Annotated in this window: 25 protein-coding genes, 4 tRNA genes, 2 pseudogenes and 1 riboswitch; of the genes and pseudogenes, 19 read left to right on the top strand and 12 right to left on the bottom strand. The window is 70.7% G+C overall.

Going from position 1 to position 26,526, the window contains the following annotated elements; all coding sequences use genetic code 11:
* Positions 1–11 precede the first annotated feature (11 nt).
* A complete protein-coding gene (locus tag RGI145_RS14095) occupies positions 12–416 on the bottom strand; it encodes a response regulator (RefSeq protein WP_075798839.1) in 405 nt (134 codons plus the stop codon).
* Positions 417–743: 327 nt separating this feature from the next.
* Between RGI145_RS14095 and RGI145_RS14090 the strand changes: the two genes are divergently transcribed.
* The 8 genes from RGI145_RS14090 (at position 744) to RGI145_RS14055 (ending at position 9,638) form a co-directional block, all read left to right on the top strand.
* On the top strand, positions 744–1,244 hold the full coding sequence (locus RGI145_RS14090; RefSeq protein ID WP_075798838.1) for an Lrp/AsnC family transcriptional regulator: 501 nt from the start codon (positions 744–746) through the stop codon (positions 1,242–1,244).
* A gap of 348 nt (positions 1,245–1,592) precedes the next feature.
* Complete coding sequence (locus tag RGI145_RS14085) at positions 1,593–2,453, top strand: ABC transporter permease subunit (protein ID WP_075798837.1); 861 nt, start codon at positions 1,593–1,595, stop codon at positions 2,451–2,453.
* 17 nt (positions 2,454–2,470) lie between these two features.
* Positions 2,471–3,202 carry an ABC transporter ATP-binding protein gene (locus RGI145_RS14080; RefSeq protein ID WP_075798836.1) on the top strand — a complete coding sequence of 244 codons (732 nt, stop codon included), beginning with the start codon at positions 2,471–2,473 and terminating at the stop codon, positions 3,200–3,202.
* Positions 3,199–4,188: an ABC transporter substrate-binding protein gene (locus RGI145_RS14075; protein WP_075798835.1), complete on the top strand. Its 990-nt coding sequence runs from the start codon at positions 3,199–3,201 to the stop codon at positions 4,186–4,188. The genes RGI145_RS14080 and RGI145_RS14075 overlap by 4 nt, the downstream gene beginning before the upstream one ends.
* Positions 4,185–5,321, top strand: a complete 1,137-nt coding sequence (locus tag RGI145_RS14070; protein ID WP_075798834.1) for an acyl-CoA dehydrogenase family protein — start codon at positions 4,185–4,187, stop codon at positions 5,319–5,321. The genes RGI145_RS14075 and RGI145_RS14070 overlap by 4 nt, the downstream gene beginning before the upstream one ends.
* Before the next feature lie 22 nt (positions 5,322–5,343).
* Positions 5,344–6,477 (top strand): LLM class flavin-dependent oxidoreductase, encoded by a 1,134-nt coding sequence (locus RGI145_RS14065; protein WP_075798833.1) that lies wholly within the window; start codon positions 5,344–5,346, stop codon positions 6,475–6,477.
* Complete coding sequence (locus RGI145_RS14060) at positions 6,474–7,442, top strand: ABC transporter substrate-binding protein (protein ID WP_075798832.1); 969 nt, start codon at positions 6,474–6,476, stop codon at positions 7,440–7,442. Before RGI145_RS14065 ends, RGI145_RS14060 begins: the two co-directional genes overlap by 4 nt.
* Before the next feature lie 117 nt (positions 7,443–7,559).
* The gene (locus RGI145_RS14055) at positions 7,560–9,638 is read left to right on the top strand and encodes a methyl-accepting chemotaxis protein (protein ID WP_075798831.1); all 2,079 of its coding nucleotides are present in this window, start codon (positions 7,560–7,562) and stop codon (positions 9,636–9,638) included.
* 39 nt (positions 9,639–9,677) lie between these two features.
* Here RGI145_RS14055 and RGI145_RS14050 read toward each other — a convergent pair whose 3' ends face one another.
* From RGI145_RS14050 to RGI145_RS14025, 6 genes are all read right to left on the bottom strand, one after another.
* The gene (locus RGI145_RS14050; protein ID WP_075798830.1) at positions 9,678–10,943 is read right to left on the bottom strand and encodes a DUF1501 domain-containing protein; all 1,266 of its coding nucleotides are present in this window, start codon (positions 10,941–10,943) and stop codon (positions 9,678–9,680) included.
* Positions 10,940–12,259, bottom strand: coding sequence for a DUF1800 domain-containing protein (locus RGI145_RS14045; RefSeq protein ID WP_075798829.1), 1,320 nt, complete (start codon positions 12,257–12,259; stop codon positions 10,940–10,942). The genes RGI145_RS14050 and RGI145_RS14045 overlap by 4 nt, the downstream gene beginning before the upstream one ends.
* A 232-nt stretch (positions 12,260–12,491) precedes the next feature.
* Complete coding sequence (locus tag RGI145_RS14040; RefSeq protein ID WP_075798828.1) at positions 12,492–12,764, bottom strand: hypothetical protein; 273 nt, start codon at positions 12,762–12,764, stop codon at positions 12,492–12,494.
* A 204-nt stretch (positions 12,765–12,968) separates the two neighbouring features.
* Positions 12,969–13,244 carry a hypothetical protein gene (locus RGI145_RS14035; protein WP_208863875.1) on the bottom strand — a complete coding sequence of 92 codons (276 nt, stop codon included), beginning with the start codon at positions 13,242–13,244 and terminating at the stop codon, positions 12,969–12,971.
* 158 nt (positions 13,245–13,402) lie between these two features.
* On the bottom strand, positions 13,403–14,152 hold the full coding sequence (locus RGI145_RS14030; RefSeq protein ID WP_075800063.1) for a CbtA family protein: 750 nt from the start codon (positions 14,150–14,152) through the stop codon (positions 13,403–13,405).
* A gap of 9 nt (positions 14,153–14,161) precedes the next feature.
* Positions 14,162–14,344 (bottom strand): CbtB domain-containing protein, encoded by a 183-nt coding sequence (locus RGI145_RS14025; protein ID WP_075798827.1) that lies wholly within the window; start codon positions 14,342–14,344, stop codon positions 14,162–14,164.
* A gap of 39 nt (positions 14,345–14,383) precedes the next feature.
* A riboswitch (cobalamin riboswitch) is annotated at positions 14,384–14,610 on the bottom strand.
* Positions 14,611–14,943: 333 nt separating this feature from the next.
* Here RGI145_RS14025 and RGI145_RS14020 point away from each other — a divergent pair.
* From RGI145_RS14020 to RGI145_RS14010, 3 genes are all read left to right on the top strand, one after another.
* Positions 14,944–15,588 (top strand): lysophospholipid acyltransferase family protein, encoded by a 645-nt coding sequence (locus RGI145_RS14020; RefSeq protein WP_167668280.1) that lies wholly within the window; start codon positions 14,944–14,946, stop codon positions 15,586–15,588.
* Complete coding sequence (locus RGI145_RS14015; RefSeq protein ID WP_156878541.1) at positions 15,585–15,971, top strand: hypothetical protein; 387 nt, start codon at positions 15,585–15,587, stop codon at positions 15,969–15,971. Before RGI145_RS14020 ends, RGI145_RS14015 begins: the two co-directional genes overlap by 4 nt.
* Positions 15,972–16,412: 441 nt before the next feature.
* Entirely contained in the window at positions 16,413–16,667 is a 255-nt protein-coding gene (locus RGI145_RS14010; RefSeq protein WP_075798824.1) for a hypothetical protein, read from the top strand.
* 325 nt (positions 16,668–16,992) lie between these two features.
* Here the strand turns inward: RGI145_RS14010 and RGI145_RS14005 are convergent.
* From RGI145_RS14005 to rlmB, 3 genes are all read right to left on the bottom strand, one after another.
* Positions 16,993–17,067, bottom strand: a tRNA-Thr gene (locus tag RGI145_RS14005).
* A gap of 119 nt (positions 17,068–17,186) precedes the next feature.
* Positions 17,187–17,399, bottom strand: coding sequence for a hypothetical protein (locus tag RGI145_RS14000; protein WP_037225344.1), 213 nt, complete (start codon positions 17,397–17,399; stop codon positions 17,187–17,189).
* Positions 17,400–17,498: 99 nt separating this feature from the next.
* The gene (gene rlmB, locus RGI145_RS13995) at positions 17,499–18,794 is read right to left on the bottom strand and encodes a 23S rRNA (guanosine(2251)-2'-O)-methyltransferase RlmB (RefSeq protein WP_418314480.1); all 1,296 of its coding nucleotides are present in this window, start codon (positions 18,792–18,794) and stop codon (positions 17,499–17,501) included.
* 187 nt (positions 18,795–18,981) lie between these two features.
* Between rlmB and RGI145_RS13990 the strand changes: the two genes are divergently transcribed.
* The 6 genes from RGI145_RS13990 (at position 18,982) to nusG (ending at position 21,641) form a co-directional block, all read left to right on the top strand.
* Positions 18,982–19,064 (top strand) — tRNA-Tyr (locus tag RGI145_RS13990).
* Between the two features lie 24 nt (positions 19,065–19,088).
* Positions 19,089–19,162, top strand: a tRNA-Gly gene (locus RGI145_RS13985).
* A gap of 97 nt (positions 19,163–19,259) precedes the next feature.
* Positions 19,260–20,447, top strand: coding sequence for an elongation factor Tu (gene tuf / locus RGI145_RS13980; RefSeq protein ID WP_075798816.1), 1,188 nt, complete (start codon positions 19,260–19,262; stop codon positions 20,445–20,447).
* Positions 20,448–20,739: 292 nt separating this feature from the next.
* A tRNA-Trp gene (locus tag RGI145_RS13975) sits at positions 20,740–20,816 on the top strand.
* Positions 20,817–20,888: 72 nt separating this feature from the next.
* Positions 20,889–21,083: a preprotein translocase subunit SecE gene (gene secE / locus RGI145_RS13970; protein ID WP_208863874.1), complete on the top strand. Its 195-nt coding sequence runs from the start codon at positions 20,889–20,891 to the stop codon at positions 21,081–21,083.
* 21 nt (positions 21,084–21,104) lie between these two features.
* A complete protein-coding gene (gene nusG / locus RGI145_RS13965) occupies positions 21,105–21,641 on the top strand; it encodes a transcription termination/antitermination protein NusG (RefSeq protein WP_075798822.1) in 537 nt (178 codons plus the stop codon).
* Positions 21,642–21,798: 157 nt separating this feature from the next.
* Here nusG and RGI145_RS13960 read toward each other — a convergent pair whose 3' ends face one another.
* Complete coding sequence (locus RGI145_RS13960; protein WP_237183074.1) at positions 21,799–23,079, bottom strand: OmpA family protein; 1,281 nt, start codon at positions 23,077–23,079, stop codon at positions 21,799–21,801.
* Between the two features lie 188 nt (positions 23,080–23,267).
* Positions 23,268–24,317 (bottom strand): glycosyltransferase family 4 protein, encoded by a 1,050-nt coding sequence (locus RGI145_RS13955; RefSeq protein ID WP_075798821.1) that lies wholly within the window; start codon positions 24,315–24,317, stop codon positions 23,268–23,270.
* Positions 24,318–24,675: 358 nt separating this feature from the next.
* Here RGI145_RS13955 and RGI145_RS26210 point away from each other — a divergent pair.
* Together RGI145_RS26210 and RGI145_RS26205 are read left to right on the top strand one after the other, a co-directional pair.
* A pseudogene (locus RGI145_RS26210) lies at positions 24,676–25,557 on the top strand (ABC transporter transmembrane domain-containing protein); the annotation flags it as partial.
* 240 nt (positions 25,558–25,797) lie between these two features.
* Positions 25,798–26,526: pseudogene (locus tag RGI145_RS26205) on the top strand (ABC transporter ATP-binding protein); the annotation flags it as partial.

Below are 26,526 nucleotides of genomic sequence, written 5' to 3'. Positions count from 1 at the left end.
CGCAGCCCCGGTCACGGCCCCTTCAGGAAGGCGCCCTGGCGTGCCGGGTGATCCATGTGGGCGAGGCCGAGAAGTTCGCGCACGATACGGGTGAGGTCCTCGGCGCGGAACGGCTTGGCCAGGGTGCGCTCCTCGGCGTTCAGATGACGCCCATTGAAGACCCAGGGACGGCCGCTGACATAGACCACGGGCAGGCCGGGGCTGCGGCTGCGGAGCTGCGCGGTGACATCGAAGCCGTCCTGCGGGGTGCCGAGATTGATGTCGGTGACGAGCATGCGGCAGTTCTCGTTCTCCGTGACGACCGTGGCCTCGTCGGGGGAGCCCGCCTCGCGGATGCACCAGCCCTCCATCTCCAGGATCGAGGAGAGGGTGGATCGCACCAGTTCGTCGTCATCCACCACGAGTATATCGCACATGCCGTCCTCCTGCCCCCATCGTTGCATCCTGTTCACGGATAAGCGCCGCAACACGGGAAAGGTTCAGTCACGTGGCCTGGATCGGGGGGCGAGGCTGGGGCGCGGCCCGGACATGGGCGGGGAAGGGGATGAGCGGAGGAGGCCAGCGGGACGGGGCGACCGGGATGGCCTTGACCCCCGGCGGCTGGCGCGTGATCCCTTATGGGGCCGGGGAAACGCCGGGTGGCTGGGTCAGCCGCTCCCGAGGGGAAGCCCGGGGTGCCTCCTGAGGTCCCCCCTTGGGGGATGTCCCCCGAGGCACCGGGACGGCGACCGGACGGAGTGTTCATGGACGAGATCGACCGCAAGCTCCTCGCGATCCTGCAACAGGATGCCACGCTCTCCATCGCCCAGATGGCGGACCGGGTGGGGCTTTCCGCCACGCCCTGTTGGAAGCGGGTGCAGAAGCTGGAGGCCGCCGGGGTGATCACCCGCCGGGTGGCGCTGGTGGCACCGGAGAAGGTGGGGGTGGGGCTGAGCGTCTTCGTGGCGGTGGAGGCGGGAGACCATACGCCGGACTGGCTGGAACGCTTCGCCCAGGCGGTGGAGGCGATGCCGGAGGTGATGGGGGCCTATCGCATGGCGGGAGAGGTGGACTACATGCTCCACGTCTCGGTAGCGGACATGGCGGAGTTCGACCAGTTCTACAAGCGGCTGATCGGGACGGTGCCGATGCGCAACGTGACCTCTCGCTTCGCCATGGAGCGGATCAAGCACACCACCGCCTTCCCACTGAACCGGGCGGCCTTCCGCGACCGGGGCCAGCCGACGGAGGGGGCGGAGGAATAACTCCCCCCTGATCGGCCGGCCAGGAAATGCCATCCTCCCGGCGCGTTGAATTTCGATAAACCCGACTATTTATCGCGAATAACCCACTGCCTATCCTTTGCTCCATGAACGAGATGTCGTGGAATCCTGGGCATGAGGCTGCGTCCGGCGGGCGCATCGGGGACCGGATGGGTCCGGTTCCGATGTGCCGCGCCTGTTGTCGCTGCCGGGTCCGCACCGGTCGGGCCGCTCCCGGCTTGCCGGGCTGAGGCCCGCGCCATCCCTGCCCGGCCTTCCGCCGGGTTCCACCACCTCTCCCCTTTTCGCGGATCGCGCGGCCCCAGGGCCGGTGGCCGAGACGGAGCCAGCATGTCCGACACCCAGGTGATCGGCGCCACCCGGCGCTCCTCTTCCTCCCTTTCCGACCGCAGCCTTGCCCGGGCGGCACGGGCGCTGCTGCCCGGCCGTCTCAATCTCGGCAAGGCGCGGCGCTTCGTCTCGCCACTGGTGATCGTGCTGTTGTGGCAGGCGGCGTCCATGGCCGGGCTGATCTCGCCACGCACCCTCGCGGCGCCGAGCACGGTGATCGCCTCGGCCTGGGAGCTGACGCTTTCGGGCGAGCTGCCGCACCACCTGCTGGTCTCGTTGGGCCGGGTGGCGCTGGGGCTGGCCATCGGCGTGACGGCGGGCACCGCCTTCGCGCTCATCGCCGGCCTGTCGAAGCTGGGCGAGGAGATCGTGGACGCGCCCCTGCAGATGCTGCGGACACTGCCCTTCCTGGCGCTGGTGCCGCTCTTCATCCTGTGGTTCGGCATCGGCGAGACGCCGAAGATTGCGCTGGTGGCGCTGGGGACGAGCTTTCCGGTCTATCTGACGCTCTTCGCCGGCATCCGGGGCGTCGATCCCAAGCTGATGGAGGCGGGCAAGGTCTTCGGCCTCGACCAGCGGGGGATGATCCGGCACGTGATCCTGCCCGGCGCGCTGCCCTCGGGCATCGTGGGGCTGCGCTACGCGATCGGGACGGCCTGGCTGAGCCTGGTGATCGCCGAGCAGATCAACGCGACCTCGGGCATCGGCTACCTGATCAACGACGCGCGGGACTTCCTGCGCACCGACGTCATCGTCGTGGGCCTCGTCGTCTATGCGCTGCTGGGGCTGGGGGCGGATGCGCTGATGCGCCTGGTCGAGCGGCGGACGCTGGCCTGGCGGCCGAGCCTGATCAAGGCGTGAGCGGGGGAGCGGGAACCATGAGCGAGCAGAACAACGCGCGCGCCGTCTCGGTGCGCGGCCTGACCCGGCGCTTCGGCCAGAACACCGTGCTGCACGGCCTGGATATCGAGCTGGAGCCAGGCTCCTTCACCGCGCTGCTGGGCCGGTCGGGCTCGGGCAAGACGACGCTGCTGCGGACCCTGGCCGGGCTCGACCCGGTGCCGGAGGATGCGGAGGTGCGGCTTCCGGAGAGCGTGGCGGCGGTGTTCCAGGAGCCGCGGCTGCTGCCCTGGAAAAAGGTCTGGCAGAATGTGACCCTCGGCCTGCCCGGGAGTGGGGCGCGCGAGCGGGCGGAGCGGGCGCTGGGCGAGGTGGGCCTGTCGCACCGGCTGAATGCCTGGCCGCTGACCCTGTCGGGCGGCGAGGCGCAGCGTTCCGCCCTGGCGCGGGCGCTGGTGCGGGAGCCGAGGCTGCTGCTGCTGGACGAGCCCTTCGCGGCGCTGGACGCGCTGACGCGCATCCGGATGCATGCGCTGGTGCTGGACCTGTGGCGCGCGCACGGGCCGACCACGCTGATCGTCACGCATGATGTGGACGAGGCGATCCTGCTGGCGGACCGGGTGCTGGTGCTTGATGCGGGGCGGATCGCGGCGGACATTCCCGTGGCGATGGAGCGGCCGCGCGCCCATGGCGAGGCCGGCTTCGTGGCGCTGCGGCAGCGGCTGCTGGCGGAGCTGGGCGTCGAGGAAAACCTGAGGCGCGCGGCATGAGCGGCCTGCTGACACGGCGGCGCGCCCTGGTGGGAGGCGCGATGCTGGCGGCGCCGGCGCTGCTGCTGCCGGGACGCGCGCGGGCGGCTGCCATACCGTCCGGCGTGACGCTGCGGCTGGCGCAGTACAAGGCGGGCGACGCGCTGGTGCTGAACCTTTCCGGTGAGGATCGCGACCGGCCCTACGAGGTGGCGTGGTCCGAGTTCGGCAGCGGCAACCTGATGGTCGAGGCGGTGAATGCCGGGGCGATCGACCTCGCCTATGGCAGCGAGATCCCGCCTGCCTTCGCCGCCGCCTCGGGCGCGCGGATCAAGGTGATCGCGGTAATCCGCGGCGATGTGAACGAGCAGGTGGTGCTGGTGCCGAAAGGCTCCACGGTGCAAAGCATTGCCGACCTCAAGGGCAAGCGCGTCGGCTATGTTCGGGCGACCACCACGCACTACTATCTGAACCGGATGCTGGCCGAGGCGGGGCTGAGCTTCCGCGACATCCAGGCGGTGAACCTCACGCCCAGCGATGGGCGCGCGGCCTTCCAGAACGGGGCGCTCGATGCCTGGGCGATCTACGGCTATTCCGTGCCGATTGCGCGCGAGGCCGGGGCGCGGGAACTGCGCAACGCGCGCGGCATCCTGTCGGGGAACTACCTGTTCTTCGCCAGCCCCGATGCGCTGGCCGATCCGGCGCGGCGCGCGGCGATCGCCGATCATCTGGCGCGGCTGTCGCGGGCCTATCGCTGGATCGACGACCACACCGCGGAACTGGCCGCGGCGCAGTCGAAGCTGCTGAACGTGCCGGAGGGGGTGATCCGCTCCCTGCTGGAGAATGTCAGCCAGAAACGGCGGCTGGTGGCGCCTGATGCGGCGGCCATCGCCTCGCATCAGGCGGTGGCGGAGGATTTCGCCGTGCTCGGCCTGCTGCCGAAGGGCGTGGACGTGGCGCCGCTCTGGGATCGTGACTTCGGGCATGGACTGGAGCTGGCGGCATGATGGACGGGTTGCTGGTGCGAGCCGATCCCCTGGGCGATCTGGTTCGGGATTTCGCGTCGCGGGCCGCGGCGCATGACCGGGACGGTTCCTTTCCGCACGAGAATTTCGCGGCGCTGCACGAGGCCGGGATGCTGGGCCTGACGGCACGGCGCGAGGACGGTGGCGAGGAGATCGGGCTGGAGCGGGCCTGCGCGCTGGTGGGGCGGGTGGCCGAAGGCTGCCCGGCCACGGCGCTGGTGCTGGCGATGCAGCTGATCCAGATCCGCGGCTTGGTCGCTGACGCGCAGGTGCCGGAGCACATCAAGGCGCTGGTGGGACGCGAGGCGGTGGAGCGCGGGGCACTGGTGAACGCGCTGCGCGTGGAGCCGGAGCTGGGCACGCCGGCGCGCGGCGGGCTGCCGGGCACGGTGGCGCGGCGCACGCCGGAGGGATGGCGCGTCAGCGGGCGCAAGATCTACTCCACCGGGGCGCCGGGGCTGCGCTGGATGCTGGTCTGGCTGCGGACCGACGAGGAGCGGCCGCGCACAGGGTTCCTGCTGGTGCGGGCGGGCACGCCGGGCGTGCGGATCGAGGAAAGCTGGGACCAGGCCGGGCTACGGGCCTCCTGCAGCCATGACGTGGTCTTCGAGGATGCGCTGGTGCCGCTGGAGCAGGCGGTGGACCTGCGGCTGCCCGAGGAGCGGGGCGGTCCGAACGCTCAGCACGGGGCCTGGAACACGCTGCTGATCGCGGCGCTCTACACGGGCGTGGCGCGGGCGGCCCGGGACTGGCTGGTCGGCTTCCTGAAGGCACGCGTGCCGGCCAATCTCGGCAGGCCGCTGGCCACGCTGCCGCGCATGCAGGAGGCGGTGGGGCGGATCGAGGCGCTGCTGCTGACCAATGACCGGCTCGTCGCCTCCGGCGCGCGCGACGCGGGGCTGGAGGCGGCCGAGGCCGGGCTGATCAAGACCGTGGCGGCGGAGAACGCCATCGCCGTGGTGCAGGAGGCGGTGGCGCTCTGCGGCAACCATGCGCTGGCGCGGTCCAACCCGCTGGAGCGGCATCTGCGCGACGTGCTTTGCGCGCGCATCCACACGCCGCAGCCCGACAGCGCCTACGGTGCCGCAGGGTGCCGGGCGCTGGGTGCGAATTGAGACGAGTGAAGGGAGAAAGCCGATGACGGTTCCGGGTTCCCATCTGAACGATGTCGAGTTCATCGGCATGGTGCAGCCACGCGAGCAGTCGGAGATCCATCCGCCACACGGTGAGGCGATCGACCTCGGATACTTTCGCGAGTCCATGCGGGTGCATGACGAGGGCGGCTTCGATCGTGTGCTGATCGGCTGGTACAGCAACGGGCCGGACGGATTCCTGCTGGCCACGGACGCGGCGGCGCATACGAAGCACGTGGGCTTCCTGGTCGCGCACCGGCCGGGCTTCCTGGCGCCTAGCCTAGCGGCGCGGAGCTATGCGACGCTGGATCAGCTCTCGAACGGGCGGGCCGCGATCCATGTGATCTCCGGCGGCGACGACGTGGACCAGGCGCGGGACGGCGACTGGCTCGGCAAGGACGACCGCTATGCGCGGACGGACGAGTATGTCGATATCCTGAAGGCGATCTGGACCGGCACGAAGCCGGTGGACCATGAGGGCGCCTACTATCGCATCAAGGGCGCCTCGCCCGAGGTGCGGACGGTGCAGAAGCCGCGCATCCCGGTCTATTTCGGCGGCGCCTCCGAGGCCGCGCTGCGGGTCGCGGGCAAGCATGCGGATGTCTATGCGCTGTGGGGCGAGACCCAGGCGCAGGTGCGCGAGATCGTGGGGCGGGTGCGCGAGGAGGCGGCACGGTACGGGCGCGAGCACGAGGTGCGCTTCTCGCTGAGCTTCCGCCCGATCCTGGCGGAGACCGAGGAGGCGGCCTGGGCCAAGGCGGAGCGCATCCTGGGCCGGGTGCGCGAGGTGCGCGGGCAGGCGGCGCTGGGCCCGGCAAACAAGGCGCCGGCCAATGCGGGCTCGCAGCGCCTGCTGGCGGCGGCGGAGCGGGGCGACCGGCCGGAGGGGCGGCTCTATACCGCGATCGCGCGCGAGACCGGGGCGCGGGGGAACACCACGGCCCTGGTGGGCACGCCGCAGCAGGTGGCGGAGGCCTTCCTGGAATACTACGACCTGGGCGTGACGACCTTCCTGATCCGCGGCTTCGACCCGCTGGAGGATGCGGCGGAGTATGGGCGGACGCTGCTGCCGCTGACCAAGCGGCTGGTGGCCCAGCGGATCGCCGAGCGGGCGGCACACCGGGTGGCGGCGGAATGAGTCCGAACCGGCGAGGGTTGCTGCTGGCGGGGGCGGGGATCGCCCTTCCGCTGGCGATGCCGCGCATCCTGCGCGCGCAGGGGACGCCGCTGCGCGTCGGCGACCAGCGCGGCAATGCGCGGGCGGTGCTGGAGGCCTCGGGCGCGCTGAAGGGCTTCGAGGACCGGATCGCCTGGAGCGAGTTCCCGGCCGCGGCGCCGCTGGTAGAGGCGCTGAACGCCGATGCCATCGACACCGGGCTGGTGGGGGATGCGCCTTTCACCTTCGGCGCGGCGGCGGGGGTGCCCGCGAAGGCCATCGCCGCGACGCGCGAGGACCGGGGCGGCCTCGCCATCATCGTGCCGAAGGACAGCCCGGTGAAGTCCATCCAGGACCTCGTGGGCAAGCGCATCGCCACCGGGCGGGGCTCGATCGGGCATCAGGTGGTGCTGGCGGCGCTGGAGAACGCGAAGCTGCCGCTGGATGCGGTGCAGTTCGTCTTCCTGCTGCCAGCGGATGCCAAGGCGGCCTGGTCGCGCGGCGCGGTGGAGGCCTGGGCGACCTGGGAGCCCTATGTGTCGCAGGAGGAGCTCCTGAACGGTGCGCGGATCGTAGCGGACGGTCGCGGCATCACGCCGGGGCTCGGCTTCCAGGCGGCGCGCGACGATGCCATCGCGCGGCGGCGGGAGGACCTGTCGGAATTCGTGCGGCGGCTGGCCCAGGCGCGGGCATGGGCCAATGCGAATGTCGCGGGCTATGCGCAGACCTGGTCGGGGCTGATGAACGTGCCGGCGCCGGTGGCAGAGCACTGGTTCGCGCGGGCGAAGACCCGGGTCGTGCCGGTGGACGATGCCGTGGAGCGGGACGAGCAGGGGAACATCGACCTCTACCGCCGCGCCGGGCTGGTGCGGAAGCCGGTGGAGGCGAAGGACCTGCTGGACCGCAGCTTCACGACCGCGATCCGGGCCGGGCTGGGCGGGGCGTAGAGCAGAACCCGGCCGGGTGGCAGCGCCGCCGGAAGGTGGGGTTTCAGCCTCCGTATTCATGGGACGGTAGTCTTCCTGTCGCAACATGCCGCCGCCAGACTGACAGGGGCGAAAGGCATGCTGCAGCGTCTATCGGTGAAATCCGTCCTGGGCGGGACGATCTGTGTCCTGGGTGTGCTGATGATCGGGACATCCATCCAGAATGTCTGGGGAGGCTGGACCCGGCGCGATGGGGCCATCCAGGTCGCCGAACTGTCGCGGGCGGATGCGGCGGTGTTCCGTGCGCTGAACGAGGCCCGGGTGGAACGCTCCACCATTCTGGCGGCCATGATCCGGCCGGGGCAGGCGGATGCGGAGGCGCGGCGGCGGATCGCCGAACGCCGGGCCAGCGGCGAGGAGGCCCTGGGGGCCGCGCTGGCCAGTCTGGCGCGGGCGGAAGGCACGGCGGGCCTGATCGAGGCGCTTCGGCAGAACCGTGATTCGATGGCCACGTTGCGGGCGCGGTTCGATGCAAGCCTGAACCAGGAGGTGCGCGACACCGCCGCGATCCAGGAGGCGACACGGGCGACCCTGGCCTATACCGAGGCGCTCGGCCGCGCCGATTCCCAGATCGCGGCGATGATCCGTGATGCATCGCCGGAACTTGGTCAGGTGATGACGCTGAAGCAGGCGATCTGGAGCGCGCGCCTCGCGGCCGGGCAGATCGGCGGGCTGAACGAGACGCTGCTTGCAGCGGGCCGGGCGCCCACGCCGCAGGAAGCGGGCGACATCGCTGAATGGCATGGCCGCGTGCGCGGCGCCTGGGATCAGGTGCTGGACATCGCCGCCCAGCCCGGCACGCCCGAGGCGGTGCGGCAGGCCCTGCAGCCGCTGCGCGAGGCTTTCCCGGACGGCTTCCTGGCCCGGCAGCGCGAGGTCGATGGCAATCTCGCGGCGGGGCGCCCGGCCATGCCGCTGGCGACCTTTCAGCAGCGCAGCGGCGACGACGTGACGGCCGTGTCCGGCGTGGCGCTGGTGGCGCTGCGGGAACTGGTGGCACGGGCGGAGGCGCGGGCCGGCGAGGCCGGCGTGACGCTGGCCGTCAGCATCGCGCTGCTGCTTCTGACGCTCGCCGTGACGCTGGGCGGGCTGTTCCTGGTGCTGCGCCGGGTGATCACGCCGATCGGCGCGATGACCGGGACGATGCAGCGGCTTTCCGCCGGGGAGCTGGAGGTGGAGATCCCCGGCTTGGGCCGGCAGGACGAGATCGGCCGCATGGCCGGGGCCTTGGAGGTGTTCCGCGAAAGCATGGTGACGGCGCGGCGGCTTCAGGAGGAGCGGGAGGCGGCGCACCAGGCGGAGCAGCGGCGGGCCGAGATGCTGGGGCAGGTCGTGCGCAGCTTCGAGGGGCAGGTGAGCGAGATGGTCGGGATGCTCTCGGCGGCCTCGACCGAGCTGGAGGCGACGGCCCAGGGCATGTCCGCCACGGCGCGGGGCACGGACGACCAGGCGGCGCGCGTCTCACTCGCGGCCGGGGATGCCAGCCAGGGCGTGCAGACCGTGGCGGCGGCAGCAGAGGAGCTGAGCGCCTCGATCCAGGAGATCAGCCGCCAGGTGATGCAGGCGAGCGCGGTGACCTCGCGCGCCGTGGAAGGGGCACGCCGCACGGACGAGACGATGCGCGCCCTGGCCGAGAGCAGCGGGCGGATCGGCGACGTGGTGCGGCTGATCGCCGATATCGCCGGGCAGACCAACCTGCTGGCACTGAACGCCACGATCGAGGCGGCGCGGGCGGGCGATGCCGGCAAGGGCTTCGCGGTGGTGGCGTCGGAGGTGAAGAACCTGGCGTCGCAGACGGCGCGGGCGACCGAGGAGATCGGCCAGCAGATCGCACAGGTGCAGGCGGCGGCCCAGGGCGCGGTGGGCGCCATCGAGGAGATCACCCGCACCATCGGCGAGGTCAGCGAGGCGACGGTGACGATCGCGGCGGCGGTGGAGGAGCAGACCGCGGCGACGGCGGAGATCGCCCGCACGGTGCAGCAGACGGCGCATTCGACCGAGGTGGTGACGGTGAGCATCGGCTCGGTCAGCCAGAGCGCGCAGGAGACCGGGCAGTCCGCCGGGGATGTCCTGACCGCCGCGGGCGATCTGTCGCAGCAGTCGGAACGGCTGCGGCAGCAGGTGCTGGACTTCGTGGAGAAGGTGCGCGCGGCCTGATGGAGTGGGGGTGGGTACGCTTGTGCCCGCCCCGTGCCGTCAGGTTCTGAGCAGCCCGTTCTCGGCGGCCAGCGTGTCGCTGCCGGGAAAGGCGCGGGCGATGGCCTCGGGCGGCAGGCGCAGGTGGTCGCGCAACAGGCCCTTGGCGATGGCACGCAGGTCGCGGGTGGGGGCAAGGTCGCGCTTCTCGAAGAGTTGCGCCTCGGCGAGCCCGGGCCAGTCGGCCAGGACCCGGCCGCCGGAAACGGCTCCGCCCATCAGGAAGGCGACCCCGCCTGTGCCGTGGTCGGTGCCGTTGTTGCCGTTGGCGTGGGCGGTACGGCCGAACTCCGTCATCACCAGTACGGCGGTGTGCCTCCAGGCCTCGCCGAGCTGGCCGCGCAGCGCCGCCATGCCGTCGTCGAGCTGGCCCAGCACGGGGGTCAGGCGGCGGGTCTGGTCGGCATGCGTGTCCCAGCCGCCGATCTCCATGGCGGCGACGCGAGGTCCGTCTTCGCGCGCCAGCAGGCGTCCGGCGGTGGCGGCGAGACGGGTGAAGCCGCTGCCGCCATTGTTCCCGCCCATGCCGTCGCCGCCAAGGACGCCGGCGGCATAGCCCCGGCCCCGCAGCCCGTCCGCCACGGCGGGGCCGAGCTCCGGGTCGGCGTGCAGGAGCTCCGCCATGCGGGCATAGAGGTCCGGCGGCGGCCGCACCGGGCGGGATGGGGCCCACATGCCGACATGCTGCGGCCCGCGCATCAGCAGCGGCAGGTCGAGACCGATGGCGATGCCCTGTTCCGGCGCGCTGGGGCCGGGCTCGGGCATGCCGGAAAGGGCACGGTTCAGCCAGCCGGAGGTCAGGCGCTCCGGGGCGCCGCTCTCCATCATGTCCTGCGCCTCGAAATGGCTGCGGTTGCGGTAGGGGCCGGCGACGGCGTGGATGGGCAGCAACTCGCCCTGGGTGAAGAAGCCATGCAGGCTGGCAAGGCGCGGGTTCAGGCCGAAGAAGCCGCCGCAGTCGAGCAGGCCGTTCTCCTGGCCGGGCTCGGGCAGGGCGATGGGGCCGCGCAGCTCCCGGTAGCTTGCGTCGCCATAAGGGGCGAGGGCGGCCATGCCGTCCATGGCGCCGCGCAGGATCACCACGACGAGGCGCTGCGGCGGGCGGGCGGTGCCGGAGGCATGTCCCACCGCCGACGTGTCGGCGAAGGCCAGGCGGGCATTGGCGGTGACCGCCAGGGCTGCAAGGCCCAGCAGCAGGCCACGGCGGCCGAGGCGGGGGAGGTGCTCCCCGCCATGGAGGGTGTCGGGGATGTGGGGGCGGCTCATCGGCGCTGGAACTCCGCGCTGGCGAGGAGGAGGGCGATGGCCTCGCGCGGGGAGCCCGCGCGGGCGACGGCCTGTCGGGTCTCGTCGCTGGCCAGGGGGCCGAGGGCGGTTTCGAGCACGGCCATCGGTTCAAGGCGCCCGAAACGGCCGGCGGTCTCGAAGCACCAGTCGAGGCGCTGCATCACCGGCTCGGGACCGAGCCAGTCGGGCGCGCGGTCGGGCCATCCATTGGGCTGCAGCGCGGTCCAGATCGGCTGGTTGAGCGTATAGCCGGCGCCATAGGCGATGCGGGCAACGTCCTGCCCCTTGGCGCCGCAGGCGCGGAAGGCGGCGGCGATGAAGTCCTGCGGCGCGCGGAGCTTGCCGAAGGGCTGCGACCAGGCTTCCGGCAGGCGTGGCAGCAGGCGGGCGACGGCGCCGAGATCGCCATCCGTGTCGCGCCAGCGGCCGGCGATGCGGGCCACCACGTCGGGCGGCGGATCGTCGGCCACGAAATGGCGCGCGAGCTTGAGCGCGACATGGCGCCGGGTGGCGGGGTGGGAAGCGAGGAAGCGCAGCGCCTGCTCGGCGGAATCCGAGCCTTCCTCGAAGCGCTCGCCCATCACGGTCTTGGAGCCGGGCTCATGGTTCGAAGGGCGGAAGAGGGTGCCGAAGGGGTCCTTGTTGCGCTCCACGCCCCATCCGGTGAGGAGGCGGGCGAATTCCGTCACATCGGCCTGGGCATACCCGCTGGCGGGGGAGACCGTGTGGAGCTCCATGATCTCACGGGCGAGGTTCTCGTTCAGTCCGCGTCCGCTGCGTTTGCCATAGGGGCTGTTGGGACCGACCGAGGCGGTCTGGTCCAGGTAGTACAGCATGGCCGGGTGCCGGAAGACGGCCAGCAGCATGTCGGTGAAGCGGCCGGTGACATGCGGGCGAATGGCTTCGCGCAGATAGGGGCCGATGGTGGTGGAGACGGGGTAGCCGGCGCGCTTGCTGACGGTGAAGTGGTTGGCCCAGAAATCGACGAGGCGCTCGCGGTAGGGCTGCGGCGTGTCGATGCGCCAGGCGAGCTGGGCGGTGGCCTCGGCGACGAAGTTCTCCTCGATGGGGTTCTTCTGGCCGGGGGCGGGCTGGCCCATGGCATCGAGGTCACGCCAGATCTGGAAGCCGTCGGCCACGGTGCGGTAGCGGTCCTGGCCGGGCGGCGGCGGGGGCGGCGTGTCGGGGCCATCGAGCTGGCTGTCGAGCCATGCACGGGCATCGGCGGGAAGCGGCTGGTCCGGCCGTGGCCCGAGGCCGAAGCGGATCGCCGCTGCGAGCGGAAGCGTTTCCATGGAGCGGATGCTGCTCGCGGCCGCAGCCGGATCGTGCCTCAAGAAGAGTAACGAAGAGCAACCGGAGGCCGGAAGGTTACGGCCTGCGCTGGAAAATCAGGGTTTTCCGTGGATTGGCGTGAGACGGGCCGCAACGGACCGGGCGTACGTCACGGCCTTGGGCAGTCCGTCTGGCCCGGCATTCATGGAAGGGTGTTCATCCACCGGCCCGCCCCGTTCGCGGGGGCTGTGGTCAGGCCTTCTCCACCGGGGGCGGGGTGGGGCTGTGGCCGAGGCGCCGGTCGATCTCCAGACGCAGTTCTTCAGCCAGGAGCTCGGTCTTGGGGTCGATCGCCTCCAGAGCGGTGAGAACGGTCTGGCAGACCTCGCGCAGCCCTTCCAGGAAGGCGTTGCCGCCCTTTCGCTCCTGTATCGCGGCCTGCAGGCGGTCGGCCTCGGCATGGTGATCCTGCTCCCGCAGGTGGCGGGCCAGGGTCTCGGTCTTGGCGACAGCGTCTTCGGTCATGGCTCCCAGCCTATCCTGTTGCGGTCGGGGCCGGTATGGGGGCTGCCACCTGCGACCGCTTTGGCTTTCGCTCTCCTGGCAGCGAGTCTTCTGACGACGCGGACCCTTTCGGTCGGAGCCAAGTCCGCTTCCCCTTGCCAAGGATGCGCCGGCTCGTTCGAGAGGGGAAGGGGGCCGTGGGCAAGGCCAGGACCCCCGGTGGCGTCAGCCGAAATGCCGCAGATAGGCGGCCTTGACCGGATCGGTGCCTTCGGCTCCGCGCCAGGCGAGATAGGAGCCGGCGCCCAGGGCCAGGATGTTCAGCAGCGGGTTGGGCCGGGGCTTCGCGCCGGCGGCGGCGAGCGCGAGGCCGGCCACGACATAGATGGCGCGCTGGCCCAGGCTGAGCGTGGCATCGCCATCCCCGTTGGTGCGGGCAGGAAGCTGACTGTCATAGGGCTGGTTGCCATAGGGCATGGGCTGGGTGGCTGGCTGGTCCATGGTCTGGATCCCCTTGTCCGGAGGTGGTGCTCGCGCCGTGCCGGGCGCCGTCTCCCGGACAACACCGCAGCCGGGGGAGGGTTCCATGCTGTGCCGCCGGGAGGCGGGCGGTGCGGGAAAGGCCGCGCGGGGCGGCCTTTCCGCTGTCACGGGCCGCGTCAGGCCGTCTGCCGGGCGGGCCGGCCATAGAGCCAGCCGGCGGTGGTGCCCAGGACGGCCCAGAAGAGCAGGCTCGTCGCCGTGGCGGTCACCAGGAAGCGCCGCGCCAGGTCCGGTGGGGCGAGGGCGGCGTGTTCCGCCGGCTGCGGCGCACCGACGAGGTGCGGCAGGAGCAGGAGGAGGATCGCCAGCGCGGCCCAGCCCGGCTTCCGGGTGAAAGCGATCAGCGCCAGTGCCATGGCGGTCAGGGCGGCGGTGGCCAGCCACCAGAGCTGCCGCTCGGCCAGGGGTGCGGCCTCGGTGCCGGGAAGTTCCGGCGGTAGGCCGAGGCCCGGGGCCAGGGTGAAGACCGCGAAGCCGGCCAAGCCCCAGAACAGGCCCTGGCGCCAGCCGATGGAACGGTCGCCACCAGGTGGTGCGCGTAGGGCGAAGCCCGAGACCAGGAGGAGAGCGAAGCCGATCCCGGTCAGCAGGTCTGCCAGCAGGGTGTAGGCGATGCGTTCCGCGCCATCGGCAGGTGACCAGCCCTCGTCGTCATGCGCATGGGCCTCCTGGGAGAGCGGCGCGGAGGCGTGGTCTTGAGACGGGGCTGTCGTGGCGTGGTGGGCAGGAGCCTCGGCGGCCTGCTCGTAGGTTTCGGCCTGCAGGATGATCGGCACGGTGCCGAGATTGTGCAGCACCGTGGCCACCGCGCCGGACAACAGCCCGGCCAGCAGGGCGGTGAGGAGGATTCTCGGGAAGAACTGCATGACCATGCCTCAGTGGCAGGGGAAGCCATTCGAATGGCGCGTGTCATGCGCGGCATTGTGCAGGGCATTGGCATGGGCGAAGCCGACGCCCCAGAGCAGCACGGCCCCCAGTGCGGCGCTGAGCAGGACGGCGAGGAGGCGGGAAGCGGGTCGGGCGGCGAGGCCGGCGGGGTGGGACAGGCTGTTGTGCATCGTGATGTCTCCGGCCGCCGCGCCCCGCGGGGGCCATGAAGGTGTGTCGCTGTGCCGGCAGGTCTCCTGGCTCGCGGCGCGTTGGCGGGCGGCCTGCCTTCCCGGAAGCCCGTGGGCTTCCAGTGGCCCACCCCTCGGCGGAGGTGGAAAGGCCGCCAGCTCGCCGCTGACAGTTGCGGGGGCAGCCGCCGACTTGCCCGTATGGAGCGGGCGCACGGCGTTCCCTTTTCGCCCGCTCGCGCGGGACCGGCACGGGGCGAGGTTAGGGGTGAAGGGGGTCAGGAAGGAAGAGCTGGTTCGCGGCCCAGGGGCGCGGCGGTTTCCAGGGTCAGGTACGGGGCGGGATGGTGTGCCCGCAGGGGTGGCGGGGTCGAGCGGGGGCGCATGGCAGGCGCGCGGAGTCCGGAGAGGCCGTTACGAAGCGCGGGACCTATGGTTTGTGGGAAATTTTCCCACGGAGTAAACGCGGCGTGTCTGACCATGACGGTATGCCGAATCGGTGGCAGGCCTTCCGGAAGCGGCCGTCCGGAGGCGCATTGGGGCGGCGATGGAAGCGCCCATGGCGGCGGCTGGGGAAGGCCCTGCTGCGCAGTCGGGCGGTGACCTGGCTTCCTTCCTGCTATCTGACCCTCTGCCAGCGGACGATCCGCTGGGAGCTGCGCGGCACGGAGCATCTGCGTGAACTGACGGACCGGGAGCAGGGCTTCGTGCTGGCCTTCTGGCATGAATGCCTGCCGCTGATGCCGCTGGCCTGGAGTGCCTTCTGGCAGTCGGCGCAGGCCGGGGTGCCGCGCAAGCAGGGGCTGGTGCTGGTTTCGCGCAGCCGCGACGGTGGCATGATCGGGCGCATGCTGCAGCGCTTCGGCCTGTGCGCCGTGGCGGGCAGTTCCTCGCGTGGCGGCACGGTGGCGGCCCGTCGGCTGCTGGACGGGCTTCGCCAGGGTTCGATCGCCGTGGTGGTGCCGGACGGGCCGCGCGGGCCGCGGCGGCGGGTGTCGGAGGGCGCGGTGCGGCTGGCCGCCATGGCCGGTGTGCCGGTGGTCCCCTGCGCGGCGCATGCCCTGCCGATGCACCGGATCGGCACCTGGGACCGGATGCTGATCCCCTTGCCCTTCGCGCGGGGTGTGGCGGTGGCCGGGCGGCCGATCCTGCCCGATGGGGGGACGGCTGCCTTTCACGCGGCGGTGCTGCAGGACGCGCTGGACATGGCTGCCGATCGGGCAGCCGAGGCGGTGTGCGCGTGATCGGCCAGATGCAGGGCGGGGGCGACGATCGGGAGGCACCGATTCGGGGCGTGCTGGCGCAGGGTGTGCCGATGAACCGGCCCGGGGGCGGGATCCCGGCGAATGATGCCGGGTGGGGGGCAGGCGATCTGCCCTGGACGGTGCGGGAGCCGATCCGTCAGGGGGGCTGGCGGCGCATGGGCAATTTCCCCGGCCTCCAGAACGTGCCGGTGCTGGTGCTGGATGTGATCCTGGGCGAGGTGCCGGCGGTGTTCCGCTGGCTGCCGCGCAGCACGGGGACGACGGAGGCGCGGCGGGGGGAATTCGCCTGGTTCGCGCCGGGCGGGGTGCGCATCGCGCCCATCGGCTGGAAGCCGCTGCCGGAGGGTGGCGCCTGGCCATGAGGGGGCGGATGCGCGGGTTCCGTATGCCGCCGGGCGTCATGTTACAGGACATGAGGCGCCATGGGATCTGCCGCGTAGGCGCGTCGCTTGTGGCGGAGGAGGAGGGTTCCGCATCCTGCCCGCGCAGATCGGGGGAGCAGCCCCCGCGGGACGCCGTTCCCCCTGATGACGGCGGCGCCCCGGACCATGAGCCTGTCCCCTGCCGCCCACGGGTCGTGGTTGCCGGAGTAGCGCCCGGCCTGCCTTTCCATGCTGGGTGCCTTGATGCCGCGCCCAGCCATGGCGGCGCGCAGGGTAACCCTGATCCCGCCGCATCGCGGGAAGCCCGGAGCCTCGTCGGGCGTTCAAGCGGTGTTCCTTTCCACGGCGAGGTCCGGCATGACGGCAGATTCTTCCCGCCCGCCACCGCCTCCGAGGCCCACGGACCCTTTCGATCTGTGGTTGCGGCAGAGCCTCAGAAAGCAGTTCGGCGACGGGGTTTTCGGCGATGGCATCGCGAAGTCGGTGCCGCAGGATTTGCTGCGCCTGATCTGCGACAGCAAGGCCGAATGGGATTCGTACCGCGAGCGATGGCTGCCCGGTTCCAGCCTGGATGGGGGCGAGGGCATGGGGACCGCCACGGGGGATCGCCCGGATGGTGGTGTGCCGGCGGCGATGCCAGCCCCGCGTCAGAGCAAGACCGGCCGCGTGAGGTAAGGCGATGGCCGGAGCAGGCGGGATGCCCGTTCCGCCTGTCCAGCGACGCGGTCGGAACCGGGCGGGCACGGCGACACGCGGAAGGCTTCCGTGCTGGATTTCGTTCCGGTATCGCGATATGTGACCGCGCGGAGGCTCCGGCCCCGTCAGCGACGGGGTCTGCCGCCGATCCGGAACGCGTCTCCCTGGACCGCCATCGCGCGTGGCGGGGGGCCAATGGATAGCCCGCCCGTGGAACTGCTGGTCTGGAGCCTGGTGGTGCTGATCTTCGTCCTGGCGGCGCTATCCTTCCTGTTCGGGGACGATCCCTGAACGGAGGAGCGTGTGGTGCCGGGTGAGGGATTTGAACCCCCGACCTTCTGATTACAAATCAGCTGCACTACCACTGTGCTAACCCGGCGGTCCTGGGCGGTGGCCCCGGGGCCGCGCCCACGGCCCCCATCCGCCGCGTGGGGCGCGATTGGGCGGGCGGGACACTAGACCGTGGCGCGATCCGTCTCAAGCCGGGCGGGCGCGCGGTCAGGCATGGCCGACCAGGTGCGAGACGGGCAGGCGGGTGGAACGGATCGCGGCGGCGAAGAGCCGCAGCGCCGCCGGCCCGCCGCGATCGAGGAGATTGCCCAGCGCCATCTCGTCGGCCAGCAGTTCGGCTTGCCGCGCGAGGGTTTCGGAGGCCTGGCGCAGGGCCTCGCGCGACAGGGCGAGATGCAGTTCGTCGTTCAGGCCCGGCATGCCCGGAATAGGGTGTCCCACGGGGTTTGCCCCCCTTTCGTTCGAAGTGCCGGCGTGTCCTCTTGATACGACCGCGCCGGCATTCTGGCGCTGGGGCGGTTAAGGTTCCGTGACCGGCGGCTTCGCCCGCGCGATCTCGTAGAGGGCGACCGTGGCGGCGGCGGAGACGTTCAGGCTTTCCATCGCGGAGGAGATCGGCAGGCGCACCAGCTCGTCGCAGTTCTCGCGCTGCAGGCGGCGCAGGCCGCTGTCCTCGGCACCGAGCACGAGGGCCACGCGGCGGTCGCGCGGCGCGGCCTCGGCCAGCGTACGCGTGGCATCCCCTGCGAGGCCCATGACCCAGAAGCCTTTGGCCTGGAGCGTCTGGATGACGCGCGACAGGTTCACCTCGCGCACCACGGGCACGGTCTCCAGCGCGCCGGAGGCGGCGCGGGCGAGGGCAGCGGTTTCCGGCGGGGCGTGACGGTCCTGCATCACCACGGCAGCGGCGCCGAAGGCGGCGGCGGAGCGCAGGATGGCGCCCACGTTGCGCGGGTCCGTCACCTGGTCGAGCAGGAGGACCGGGCCATCCGAGGCGGCGAGGGCGGCGTCCAACCGGGCGGTGGGAAGGTTGTGGACGAGCAGGGCGGCGCCCTGGTGCACCGCGTCCTCGGGCAGGAAGGTGTTGAAGCGGGCGCGGTCCTCGACCCGCTCCAGGGGCAGGCGCCAGGGTTTGGGCAGGCGCTCCGCCAGGGCGGCCTCGGCCTCCTGGGTCAGCAGCAGGCGGCGGAGCTGGCGGCGCGGATTCGCCAGCGCCGCCGAGACGGCATGCAGGCCGTAGATCCAGAGTGTGCCGTTCTCCGGGCGCTCGGTGGGCTGGGCCGGGCGCGGCGCCTCGATGTGGTGGTGCGACACGCGCTCGGGGAAGCCGCCGCGCCCGCCGCGGGCGGGGTCGTCACGCTCGGCGGTGCGGGGGGCGCCTGCCGGGGCATCGGCCGGGGCGCGGCCACGCGGGGGGCGGGTGCCTCCTTCCATGGGGAAGCGGGCCTCGGCACGGGCTTCCGGCGCCTGATCCGGGCGGGGCTGGCGCGGGTTGCGGCGAGGGTCCTTGCGGAACTCCTTGGCCAGGGCCGGGCGCGCCTCGCCACCGGCCTCGGCCGGGAAGCCGCGCTGGCCGCGGGCGTCCGGATGCGCCGGGCCGCGCGCCGCCGCCTTCCCGGGGGGCTTGCCGAACGGCTTCCCGGGGAGGTTGCCGGCGGCCTTGGCCGGTGCTTTCCCGGCAGCCCTTCCGGGGGCGCCGGTGAATTTCGCGGGGGGCTTCCCGGAGGATGCCCCATGGGATGCCCCGGAAGGCTGCCCGGGGTTGCGGGGGCGGGACGGGCTGGCGGGCGAGCCGGGACGGCGGGGCTTGGGCATGTTCCGGCATCCAGCAAATCGCGCCCCGCTCCACAAGGGCTTTGCGCGCGGGCCAGCCGGCGGTGGGGCAGCGGGAGCCGTGTCCGGGGTCAAGCGTGGCCAAGCATCGGATTCTTCCGGAGGGGGCAATTGACAGCCTGCCCGGGAACGCGATACCTCGGCGCCGCTCCCGCTGGGTCGGCCATGCGGAGGGGTGCCCGAGTGGCTAAAGGGGACGGACTGTAAATCCGTTGGCTAGCGCCTACGTTGGTTCGAATCCAACCCCCTCCATATTCACCCCGGTACATGCGGGGCGCGGGTGTAGCTCAATGGTAGAGCCCCAGCCTTCCAAGCTGGTTGTGCGGGTTCGATTCCCGTCACCCGCTCCATCTTCCCGTCACCTTTCAATCATGCAACTGCTGTCGGCTTTTCCGGGACCGGTTCTCACACGACACGGGGCCCGGGACGACAGGCACGAGGACAGACATGGCGAAGGCGAAGTTCGAGCGGAACAAGCCGCACTGCAACATCGGCACGATCGGGCACGTTGACCACGGCAAGACGTCGCTGACGGCGGCGATCACGAAGGTGCTGGCGAAGTCTGGTGGAGCGTCGTTCACGGCGTACGACCAGATCGACAAGGCGCCGGAGGAGCGTGCGCGCGGGATCACGATCTCGACGGCGCATGTGGAGTACGAGACGGCGAACCGTCACTACGCGCACGTGGACTGCCCTGGCCACGCCGACTACGTGAAGAACATGATCACGGGTGCGGCGCAGATGGACGGCGCAATCCTGGTGGTGTCGGCGGCCGATGGCCCGATGCCGCAGACGCGCGAGCACATCCTGCTGGCGCGGCAGGTGGGCGTGCCGGCGCTGGTGGTGTTCCTGAACAAGATGGACCTGGCGGATCCTGACCTGGTGGAGCTGGTGGAGATGGAGGTGCGCGAGCTGCTGTCCTCCTACCAGTTCCCGGGCGACGACATTCCGATCGTCAAGGGCTCGGCGGTGGCGGCGCTGGAAGACAAGACGCCCGAGATCGGCGAGCAGGCGATCCTGGAGCTGATGGCGGAAGTGGACCGCTACATCCCGCAGCCGGAGCGTCCGAAGGACCTGCCGTTCCTGATGCCGATCGAGGACGTGTTCTCGATCTCGGGGCGCGGCACGGTGGTGACGGGCCGCGTGGAGCGGGGCATCGTGAAGGTGGGCGAGGAAGTCGAGATCGTGGGCCTGAAGGACACGGTCAAGACGACGGTCACGGGTGTGGAGATGTTCCGCAAGCTGCTGGACAGCGGCGAAGCGGGGGACAACATCGGGGCGCTGCTGCGTGGCACGAAGCGTGAGGACGTGGAGCGCGGGCAGGTGCTGGCCAAGCCCGGCTCGATCACGCCGCACACGCGCTTCAAGGCCGAGGCCTATATCCTGACCAAGGAAGAGGGTGGCCGGCACACGCCGTTCTTCACGAACTACCGTCCGCAGTTCTACTTCCGCACGACCGACGTGACGGGCGTGGTGAAGCTGCCGGAAGGCGTGGAGATGGTGATGCCGGGCGACAACGTGGCGATGGACGTCGAGCTGATCGCGCCGATCGCCATGGACCAGGGCCTGCGCTTCGCCATCCGCGAGGGCGGCCGCACCGTCGGCGCCGGCGTCGTCGCCTCCATCGAGAAGTAAGGGGCCGGCGCCCCGGCTCTGCGCCAGGGGCAGGGGCTAGGAACCGGTACGGAAAGGCGGTCCGCAGCGATGCGGGCCGCCTTTTCATTTGGCGCGCCCACCATGAATCGTCCTGGCGGGCGCGCCAGGAGTTCGTCGCGGTGGCGGGATTTTCGCCGGGGTTGTTCCGGTTCATCCTCCGGGCAGGGCCAGGGACAGGTTCGTTTTCCCGCCCCCCGTTTTCCTGGCAGGGCCATCTCGACAGGACAGTTTGTCTATCCTATAGACCCGGCCTCACGGCGATGCCGCGTGCAGGGGCGTAGCTCAATTGGCTAGAGCGCCGGTCTCCAAAACCGGAGGTTGGGGGTTCGAGACCCTCCGCCCCTGCCACCGTCGCCATGCATGATGAGGCGGGCGATGCCGGCGTCGGCACCGCCCTCGAAGTGTTGGAGAGGCCGGCCCTTGGCCAAGGTGAACCCTGTGCAGTATCTGCGCGACGTGCGGCAGGAAGTGTCGCGCGTCACCTGGCCCACCCGCAAGGAGACCCTGATCACCACAGGGCTGGTGCTGGCCCTGTCGGCCCTGGCGGCCGTGTTCTTCCTGGTGGTGGATCAGGTCATCCAGTTGGGGATGAGTGCGCTGTTCGGGTTCGGCTGAGGCGGATTGGGAGATTCGGTCATGGCCGGCATGAAGTGGTACGTCGTTCACGTCTATTCGGGCTTCGAGAAGAAGATCGCCCAGGCGATCAAGGAACAGGCCTTGCAGAAGGGGCTGGAGCACCTCTTCGGCGAGGTGCTCGTGCCGTCCGAGGAAGTGGTCGAGGTGCGCCGCGGCCAGAAGGTGAATGCCGAGCGCAAGTTCTTCCCCGGCTATGTGCTGGTGAAGATGGAGATGACCGACGACGCGTGGCACCTGGTCAAGGACACGCCCAAGGTCACCGGCTTCCTCGGCGCCCGCAACAAGCCCGCCCCCATCCCCGAATCCGAGGCGCAGCGGATGCTGCAGCAGGTGCAGGAGAATGTGGAGAAGCCGCGCCGCCCCTCCGTGGTCTACGAGGTGGGCGAGCAGGTGCGCGTGGCGGATGGTCCCTTCACCAGCTTCAACGGCGTGGTGGAGGAGGTGGACGAGGAGCGTGGCCGGGTGAAGGTCTCGGTCTCGATCTTCGGCCGTGCCACCCCGGTGGAGCTGGAATACGGACAGGTGGAGAAGGTCTGAGGACCGGCTCCTTTCCTGACTTTCACGAGGGCGCCTCCGGGCGCCCTTTTTCGTGCCCGCTTTCCGGGCCTTCCGGGGGTGGCGGACAGGAAAAAGGGGGGCCGGTCCTCGCGGACCGGCCCCCTTTCCTGAAGCGACGTATGGAACGTCTGCGCGATCAGCGCAGGACGATCTCCACGCGGCGGTTCTGCGGCTCGCGCACGCCATCGGCGGTCGGCACCAGCGGACGGCTCTCGCCGAAGGCCTCGACCGTGATCTCCGAACGCTGCACGCCATTGCGCACCAGCTCGGCGGCCACGGCGTCGGCGCGGCGGCGCGACAGGCCCATGTTGTACTGCGGCGTACCGGAGCGGTCGGCGTGGCCGGCCACCTCGATGCGGGTCGAGCCCGTGCTGCGCGCGTTCTGCGCCGCCTCGGCGATGATCTGCCGGGCGCGGTCCGTCAGGTTGTAACGGTCCCAGTCGAAGAACACGAGGTAGGTGCGGGCGGCCGTCTGGGCTGGTGCCGGCGTGGGGGCTACGGCGGCCACGGGCGCCGGCGGGGTCCAGAGCGCGTAGCGCAGGCCCAGCATCGCCGAGTGGTTGAAGTTGTCGTACTTGATATCGTAGGTGCGATCGATCGAGTAACCGGCGGCGCTGGCGGTGACGCTGGTGGAGAGCTTGTTCGAGAGCGTGCCGAAGAAGCGGTACTCGGCTGTCACGGCGAGGCCGGGGACGGCGCGGATCGGGAAGGCCACGCCCGCCATGGCCTGGTAGGCGAAGTCGCCATCCGTATCGTCGCTGCGGACCTGGGCGTTGGCGTTCAGGTTGCTGGTGTTGAGGTTGATCTGCGGGATCGCGTTGGCCGGCAACTCCGCCCGCTGTTCCGCCGTCAGATTGGCGAGGAAACGGCTCTCCAGCTCGCTGTTGACGCGGCTGACGACACGGTCCGCCAGCCCGGCGGGCGCCGTGGCGTTGATGGAGCCGCTGAGGCCGCGATGGCTGCTCCACGCATAGCCGACGCCGACGCCGATATAGGGCATCAGGGCACTGGACGAGATGCCGTAGCTGCTCAGGTCGAAGTCGTAATAGGCATTCGCCATGACGCCATAGGTTTCGGCGCTGCCCTTGGCGCGGGGCAGGCGGTATCCGGCGATGGTGTAGCGGTCGAGGTCGTTGGAGCGGTAGTTGCCCTCGATCTCAAGCCGCAACCCGTTGCCGAAGCCCCAGCCGACGCTGCCAAGCCCGGCCCAGCCCAGGTTGAAATCCGTGCGGATCTCGCGCGACAGGCCGCTTTCCGCCAGGGTGCGGCCGACCGCGCCGCCGACCTTGCCGCTGTTGGGGTCACGGAAGTTCAGGCCAGCGGCGCCGCCCAGATAAAGACCGGTAACGGGCTGCGCCAGGGCGGCGGCGGGCGCCAGGAAGAGCGTTGAGCATAGAAGACGTCGCCAGAAGGCCATGAAGGCTCCCTTCAGCGGCAAAGCCACTGGTTGGTTGTGATGTTGGAATTACAACCATGAAGGGATGTGTCTTTGAAATACACGCTTTGATAGAAAGCGGTAAGGAAATGGCTTGGCAGGCGTCCGTCACGAAGGAGTGATGCTTCCGGGGAACACCTTCCCCGACAGGGAAGGTGTTCCGGAGCGGGTCAGACCACGCGCAACAGGGGGCGCGCGGTGCGGGCCAGGCTCTGGTAGAGGCTGACATAATCCTCCGCCATGCGGCGGGCGGTGAAGCGCTCCTCGAAGCGGCGGCGGATTCGCTCACGGGAGAGTTCCGGCAGGCGCCGGACAGCGGCGACGGCCTCTTCCTCGTTCTGGACGATGAAGCCGGTCAGCCCGTCCTCGATCACCTCCGGCACGGAGCCGTGGTTGTAGGCGATCACGGGGGTGCCGCAGGCCATGGCCTCGATCATCACCAGGCCGAAGGGCTCGGGCCAGTCGATCGGAACGAGGAGGGCGCGGGCGCCGGACAGGAAGTCCGGCTTCTCGCGGTCGCAGATCTCACCGATGAACTCGACATGCGCCTGGGCGACCAGCGGCTCGATGTGCCGGGCGTAGTATTCCGCGTCGGCCTTATCGACCTTGGCGGCGATCTTCAGCGGCAGGCCGGCCTCGGCGGCGATCCGGATGGCACGGTCAGGACGCTTCTCCGGCGCGATGCGGCCGAGGAAGGCGAGGTAGCCGGGTTCCGCGTCGCGCGGCGTCAGCAGGTCCTTCGGCAGGCCATGATGGATGGTGGCGGCCCAGCCGGCCTGGGGCAGCGGGGCACGCTGGGAATCGGAGATCGAGACCACTGGCGCATCCGGGAAGGCATCGAAGATCGGTCCCAGCTCCGGCAGGTCGAGGCGGCCATGCAGGGTGGTCACCCAGGGCACCTCCTGCCGGCTGAACAGGGAGAAGGGCAGGTAGTCCAGGTGGAAGTGCAGCAGGTCGAACTCGTGGGCGCGGCGCAGGACCCGTTCCAGCATCAGGGCATGGGGGGCCATGGGGTCGCGGACCGAGGGATCGAGCCGCAGCGCCTGGGGGCGCACGGGGACGAGCGTGGCGCTGGTCTGGGAATCGCCGCTGGCGAAGAGCGTCACGTCATGGCCCAGGGCCACCAGCTCCTCCGTCAGGAACGAGACGACACGCTCCGTGCCACCATAGCGCTTCGGCGGAACGGCTTCGTACAACGGGGCGATCTGCGCGATACGCATTCCGGTGGGCTCTCCTTCTCGTGGCTTCAGGGACATCCTCCCTTCCCGATCCCGGACTGGCCCCCCTTTGTGTCCATTTCGGGGGTTTTTCGAGGGGCTTTCATGGTGGCCACCGCCCGGGCGGTCCCAGCCCTCTATCCGTCCTGACAGGAACCTGACCCCACCAACGATTTAACTGTGACCGGAATGGGGCAGCCGTACCAAAACTCCGCCAGAAACCAGGGCTGAACTCAGCGTTGATAGTTTCACACCACGATCCGCTGGCGGGATTCCCGTTGCTCCGGGCGCTCCGAACTGCGGGCAGGGAGGACGGGGTCCGAGGCAAGGTGTCGTGACCCGTTTCGGGAAGGGAGGCGTCATGGCCGATCTCCGAGTCATCGAGAACATGCAGGCGCCCCAGGGCTCCTTTCCGGAGGGCGAGGCCGAGGGGACCGAGGCGCTGCTGCGCTACCAGTCCCGGCCCATGGGCTTCTTGTTGCGCTACATCCGTCGGCGGGGGATGGCGCATGCCGTCGTGCTGCTCTCGGTGGTGCTGGCGGTCGCCTGTTCCGTGGGCACGCAATACGCCATGAAGGGGCTGGTGGACGCGATGTCGGGCGGCCCCTCCGCCATGGCCGCGGTCTGGGTGGCGCTGGCGGTGCTGGGCGCGGTGATCGCCGCCGACAACCTGCTGTGGCGGGTGGGGGGGTGGATCTCCACCACCGCCTTCACGGGGGTGACGGGGGACCTGCGGAGCGACCTGTTCCGGCACCTGTCGGGCCATGCGCCGGACTATTTCGTGGACCGGTCGCCAGGCGTGCTGGCCAGCCGGATCAGCGCGACCTCGAACGCTGCCTGGACGGTGATCTCCACCTTCACGTGGAACACGCTGCCGCCGACCATCGCGGTGATCTTCTCGATCGCCCTGCTGGCCAGTGTGGACGTGTTCATGGCGCTGGTGATCGTGAGCATCGCCGGCGGCATGGCCTATCTGCTGACGCGGCTGGCCGCGAAGGGCAAGCCGCTGCACATGGACTATGCCGAGAAGGCTGCCGCCGTGGATGGCGAGCTGGTCGATGTCGTGCAGAACATGAACATCGTGCGCGCCTTCGGCTCGGTCCTGCGGGAGCGGGCGCGCTTCGCCCGGCAGGTGCAGAGCGAGGTGAACGCCCGCAAGCGCAGCCTGCGCTATATCGAGAAGCTGCGGCTGGCCCATGCGGTGATGACCGCGGCGCTGACCATCGGGCTGCTGTTCTGGGCGATCACCCTCTGGCAGACCGGGCGGGCCAGCACGGGCGACGTGGTGATGATCTGCTCGCTAGGCTTCACCATCCTGCACGGGACCCGCGACCTCGCCGTGGCGCTGGTGGAGATGACCCAGCATGTGGCGCGGCTGGCCGAGGCGGTGTCCGCCCTGCTGGTGCCGCATGCCCTGCCGGATGCCAAGGATGCGCGGCCGCTGCGGGTGCGCGGCGGGCGGATCGACTTCCACGACGTCCGCTTCTCCTATCCGGGGCGCGGCCCGGTGCTGCGGGGCTTCGACCTCGCCATCCAGCCGGGCGAGCGGATCGGGCTGGTTGGGCGTTCGGGCGCCGGCAAGTCCACGGTGCTGACCCTGCTGCAACGCTTCACCAAGGCGCAGAGCGGACAGGTGCTGATCGACGGGCAGGAGATCGGCGCGGTGACGCAGAAGAGCCTGTCCGACGCCATCGCCGTGGTGCCGCAGGACGTGTCGCTGTTCCAGCGCTCGATCCTGGAGAACATCCGCTACGGCCGGCCGGAGGCGACGGACGAGGAGGTGCTGGCGGCTGCGGAGGCGGCCAATTGCCGGGACTTCATCGAGGCGCTGCCGGAAGGCTTCGACACCGAGGTCGGCCAGCGGGGTGTGCGGCTCTCCGGCGGGCAGCGGCAGCGGCTGGCGATCGCCCGGGCGCTGTTGAAGGACGCGCCGATCCTGCTGCTGGACGAGGCGACCTCGGCGCTGGACAGCGAATCCGAGGTGGCGGTGCAGGCGGCGCTGGAGCGGCTGATGCAAGGACGGACGGTGATCGCGGTGGCGCACCGGCTGGCCACGCTGCAGGGCTTCGACCGGATCGTGGTGGTGGATGCGGGCAAGGTGGTCGAGCAGGGGGCGCCGGACGTCCTGGCACGGCAGCCGGGCATCTATCGTGATCTTCTGAGCACCCAGGGGATGCTCGCGGCCGGCGCGCCGGTCAGCGAAGCGGCCTGA

It is taken from the genome of Roseomonas gilardii (assembly GCF_001941945.1).
Taxonomy (GTDB): Bacteria; Pseudomonadota; Alphaproteobacteria; order Acetobacterales; family Acetobacteraceae; genus Roseomonas.
The sequence above is the reverse complement of the archived record's forward strand: the minus strand, read 5'-3'. Positions and strand labels throughout refer to the sequence as shown.

Coding starts and splice junctions, on each gene's coding strand:
- RGI145_RS14085 (WP_075798837.1), top strand. CDS start 1,593: ATGTCCGACACCCAGGTGATCGGCGCCACCCGGCGCTCCTCTTCCTCC.
- RGI145_RS14055 (WP_075798831.1), top strand. CDS start 7,560: ATGCTGCAGCGTCTATCGGTGAAATCCGTCCTGGGCGGGACGATCTGT.
- rlmB (WP_418314480.1), bottom strand. CDS start 18,794: ATGCCCAAGCCCCGCCGTCCCGGCTCGCCCGCCAGCCCGTCCCGCCCC.
- RGI145_RS14075 (WP_075798835.1), top strand. CDS start 3,199: ATGAGCGGCCTGCTGACACGGCGGCGCGCCCTGGTGGGAGGCGCGATG.
- RGI145_RS14025 (WP_075798827.1), bottom strand. CDS start 14,344: ATGCACAACAGCCTGTCCCACCCCGCCGGCCTCGCCGCCCGACCCGCT.
- RGI145_RS13955 (WP_075798821.1), bottom strand. CDS start 24,317: ATGCGTATCGCGCAGATCGCCCCGTTGTACGAAGCCGTTCCGCCGAAG.
- RGI145_RS13960 (WP_237183074.1), bottom strand. CDS start 23,079: ATGGCCTTCTGGCGACGTCTTCTATGCTCAACGCTCTTCCTGGCGCCC.
- RGI145_RS14090 (WP_075798838.1), top strand. CDS start 744: ATGGACGAGATCGACCGCAAGCTCCTCGCGATCCTGCAACAGGATGCC.
- RGI145_RS14030 (WP_075800063.1), bottom strand. CDS start 14,152: ATGCAGTTCTTCCCGAGAATCCTCCTCACCGCCCTGCTGGCCGGGCTG.
- nusG (WP_075798822.1), top strand. CDS start 21,105: ATGGCCGGCATGAAGTGGTACGTCGTTCACGTCTATTCGGGCTTCGAG.
- RGI145_RS14040 (WP_075798828.1), bottom strand. CDS start 12,764: ATGACCGAAGACGCTGTCGCCAAGACCGAGACCCTGGCCCGCCACCTG.
- RGI145_RS14080 (WP_075798836.1), top strand. CDS start 2,471: ATGAGCGAGCAGAACAACGCGCGCGCCGTCTCGGTGCGCGGCCTGACC.
- RGI145_RS14060 (WP_075798832.1), top strand. CDS start 6,474: ATGAGTCCGAACCGGCGAGGGTTGCTGCTGGCGGGGGCGGGGATCGCC.
- RGI145_RS14050 (WP_075798830.1), bottom strand. CDS start 10,943: ATGAGCCGCCCCCACATCCCCGACACCCTCCATGGCGGGGAGCACCTC.
- tuf (WP_075798816.1), top strand. CDS start 19,260: ATGGCGAAGGCGAAGTTCGAGCGGAACAAGCCGCACTGCAACATCGGC.
- RGI145_RS14035 (WP_208863875.1), bottom strand. CDS start 13,244: ATGGACCAGCCAGCCACCCAGCCCATGCCCTATGGCAACCAGCCCTAT.
- RGI145_RS14095 (WP_075798839.1), bottom strand. CDS start 416: ATGTGCGATATACTCGTGGTGGATGACGACGAACTGGTGCGATCCACC.
- RGI145_RS14070 (WP_075798834.1), top strand. CDS start 4,185: ATGATGGACGGGTTGCTGGTGCGAGCCGATCCCCTGGGCGATCTGGTT.
- RGI145_RS14000 (WP_037225344.1), bottom strand. CDS start 17,399: ATGCCGGGCCTGAACGACGAACTGCATCTCGCCCTGTCGCGCGAGGCC.
- RGI145_RS14065 (WP_075798833.1), top strand. CDS start 5,344: ATGACGGTTCCGGGTTCCCATCTGAACGATGTCGAGTTCATCGGCATG.
- RGI145_RS14045 (WP_075798829.1), bottom strand. CDS start 12,259: ATGGAAACGCTTCCGCTCGCAGCGGCGATCCGCTTCGGCCTCGGGCCA.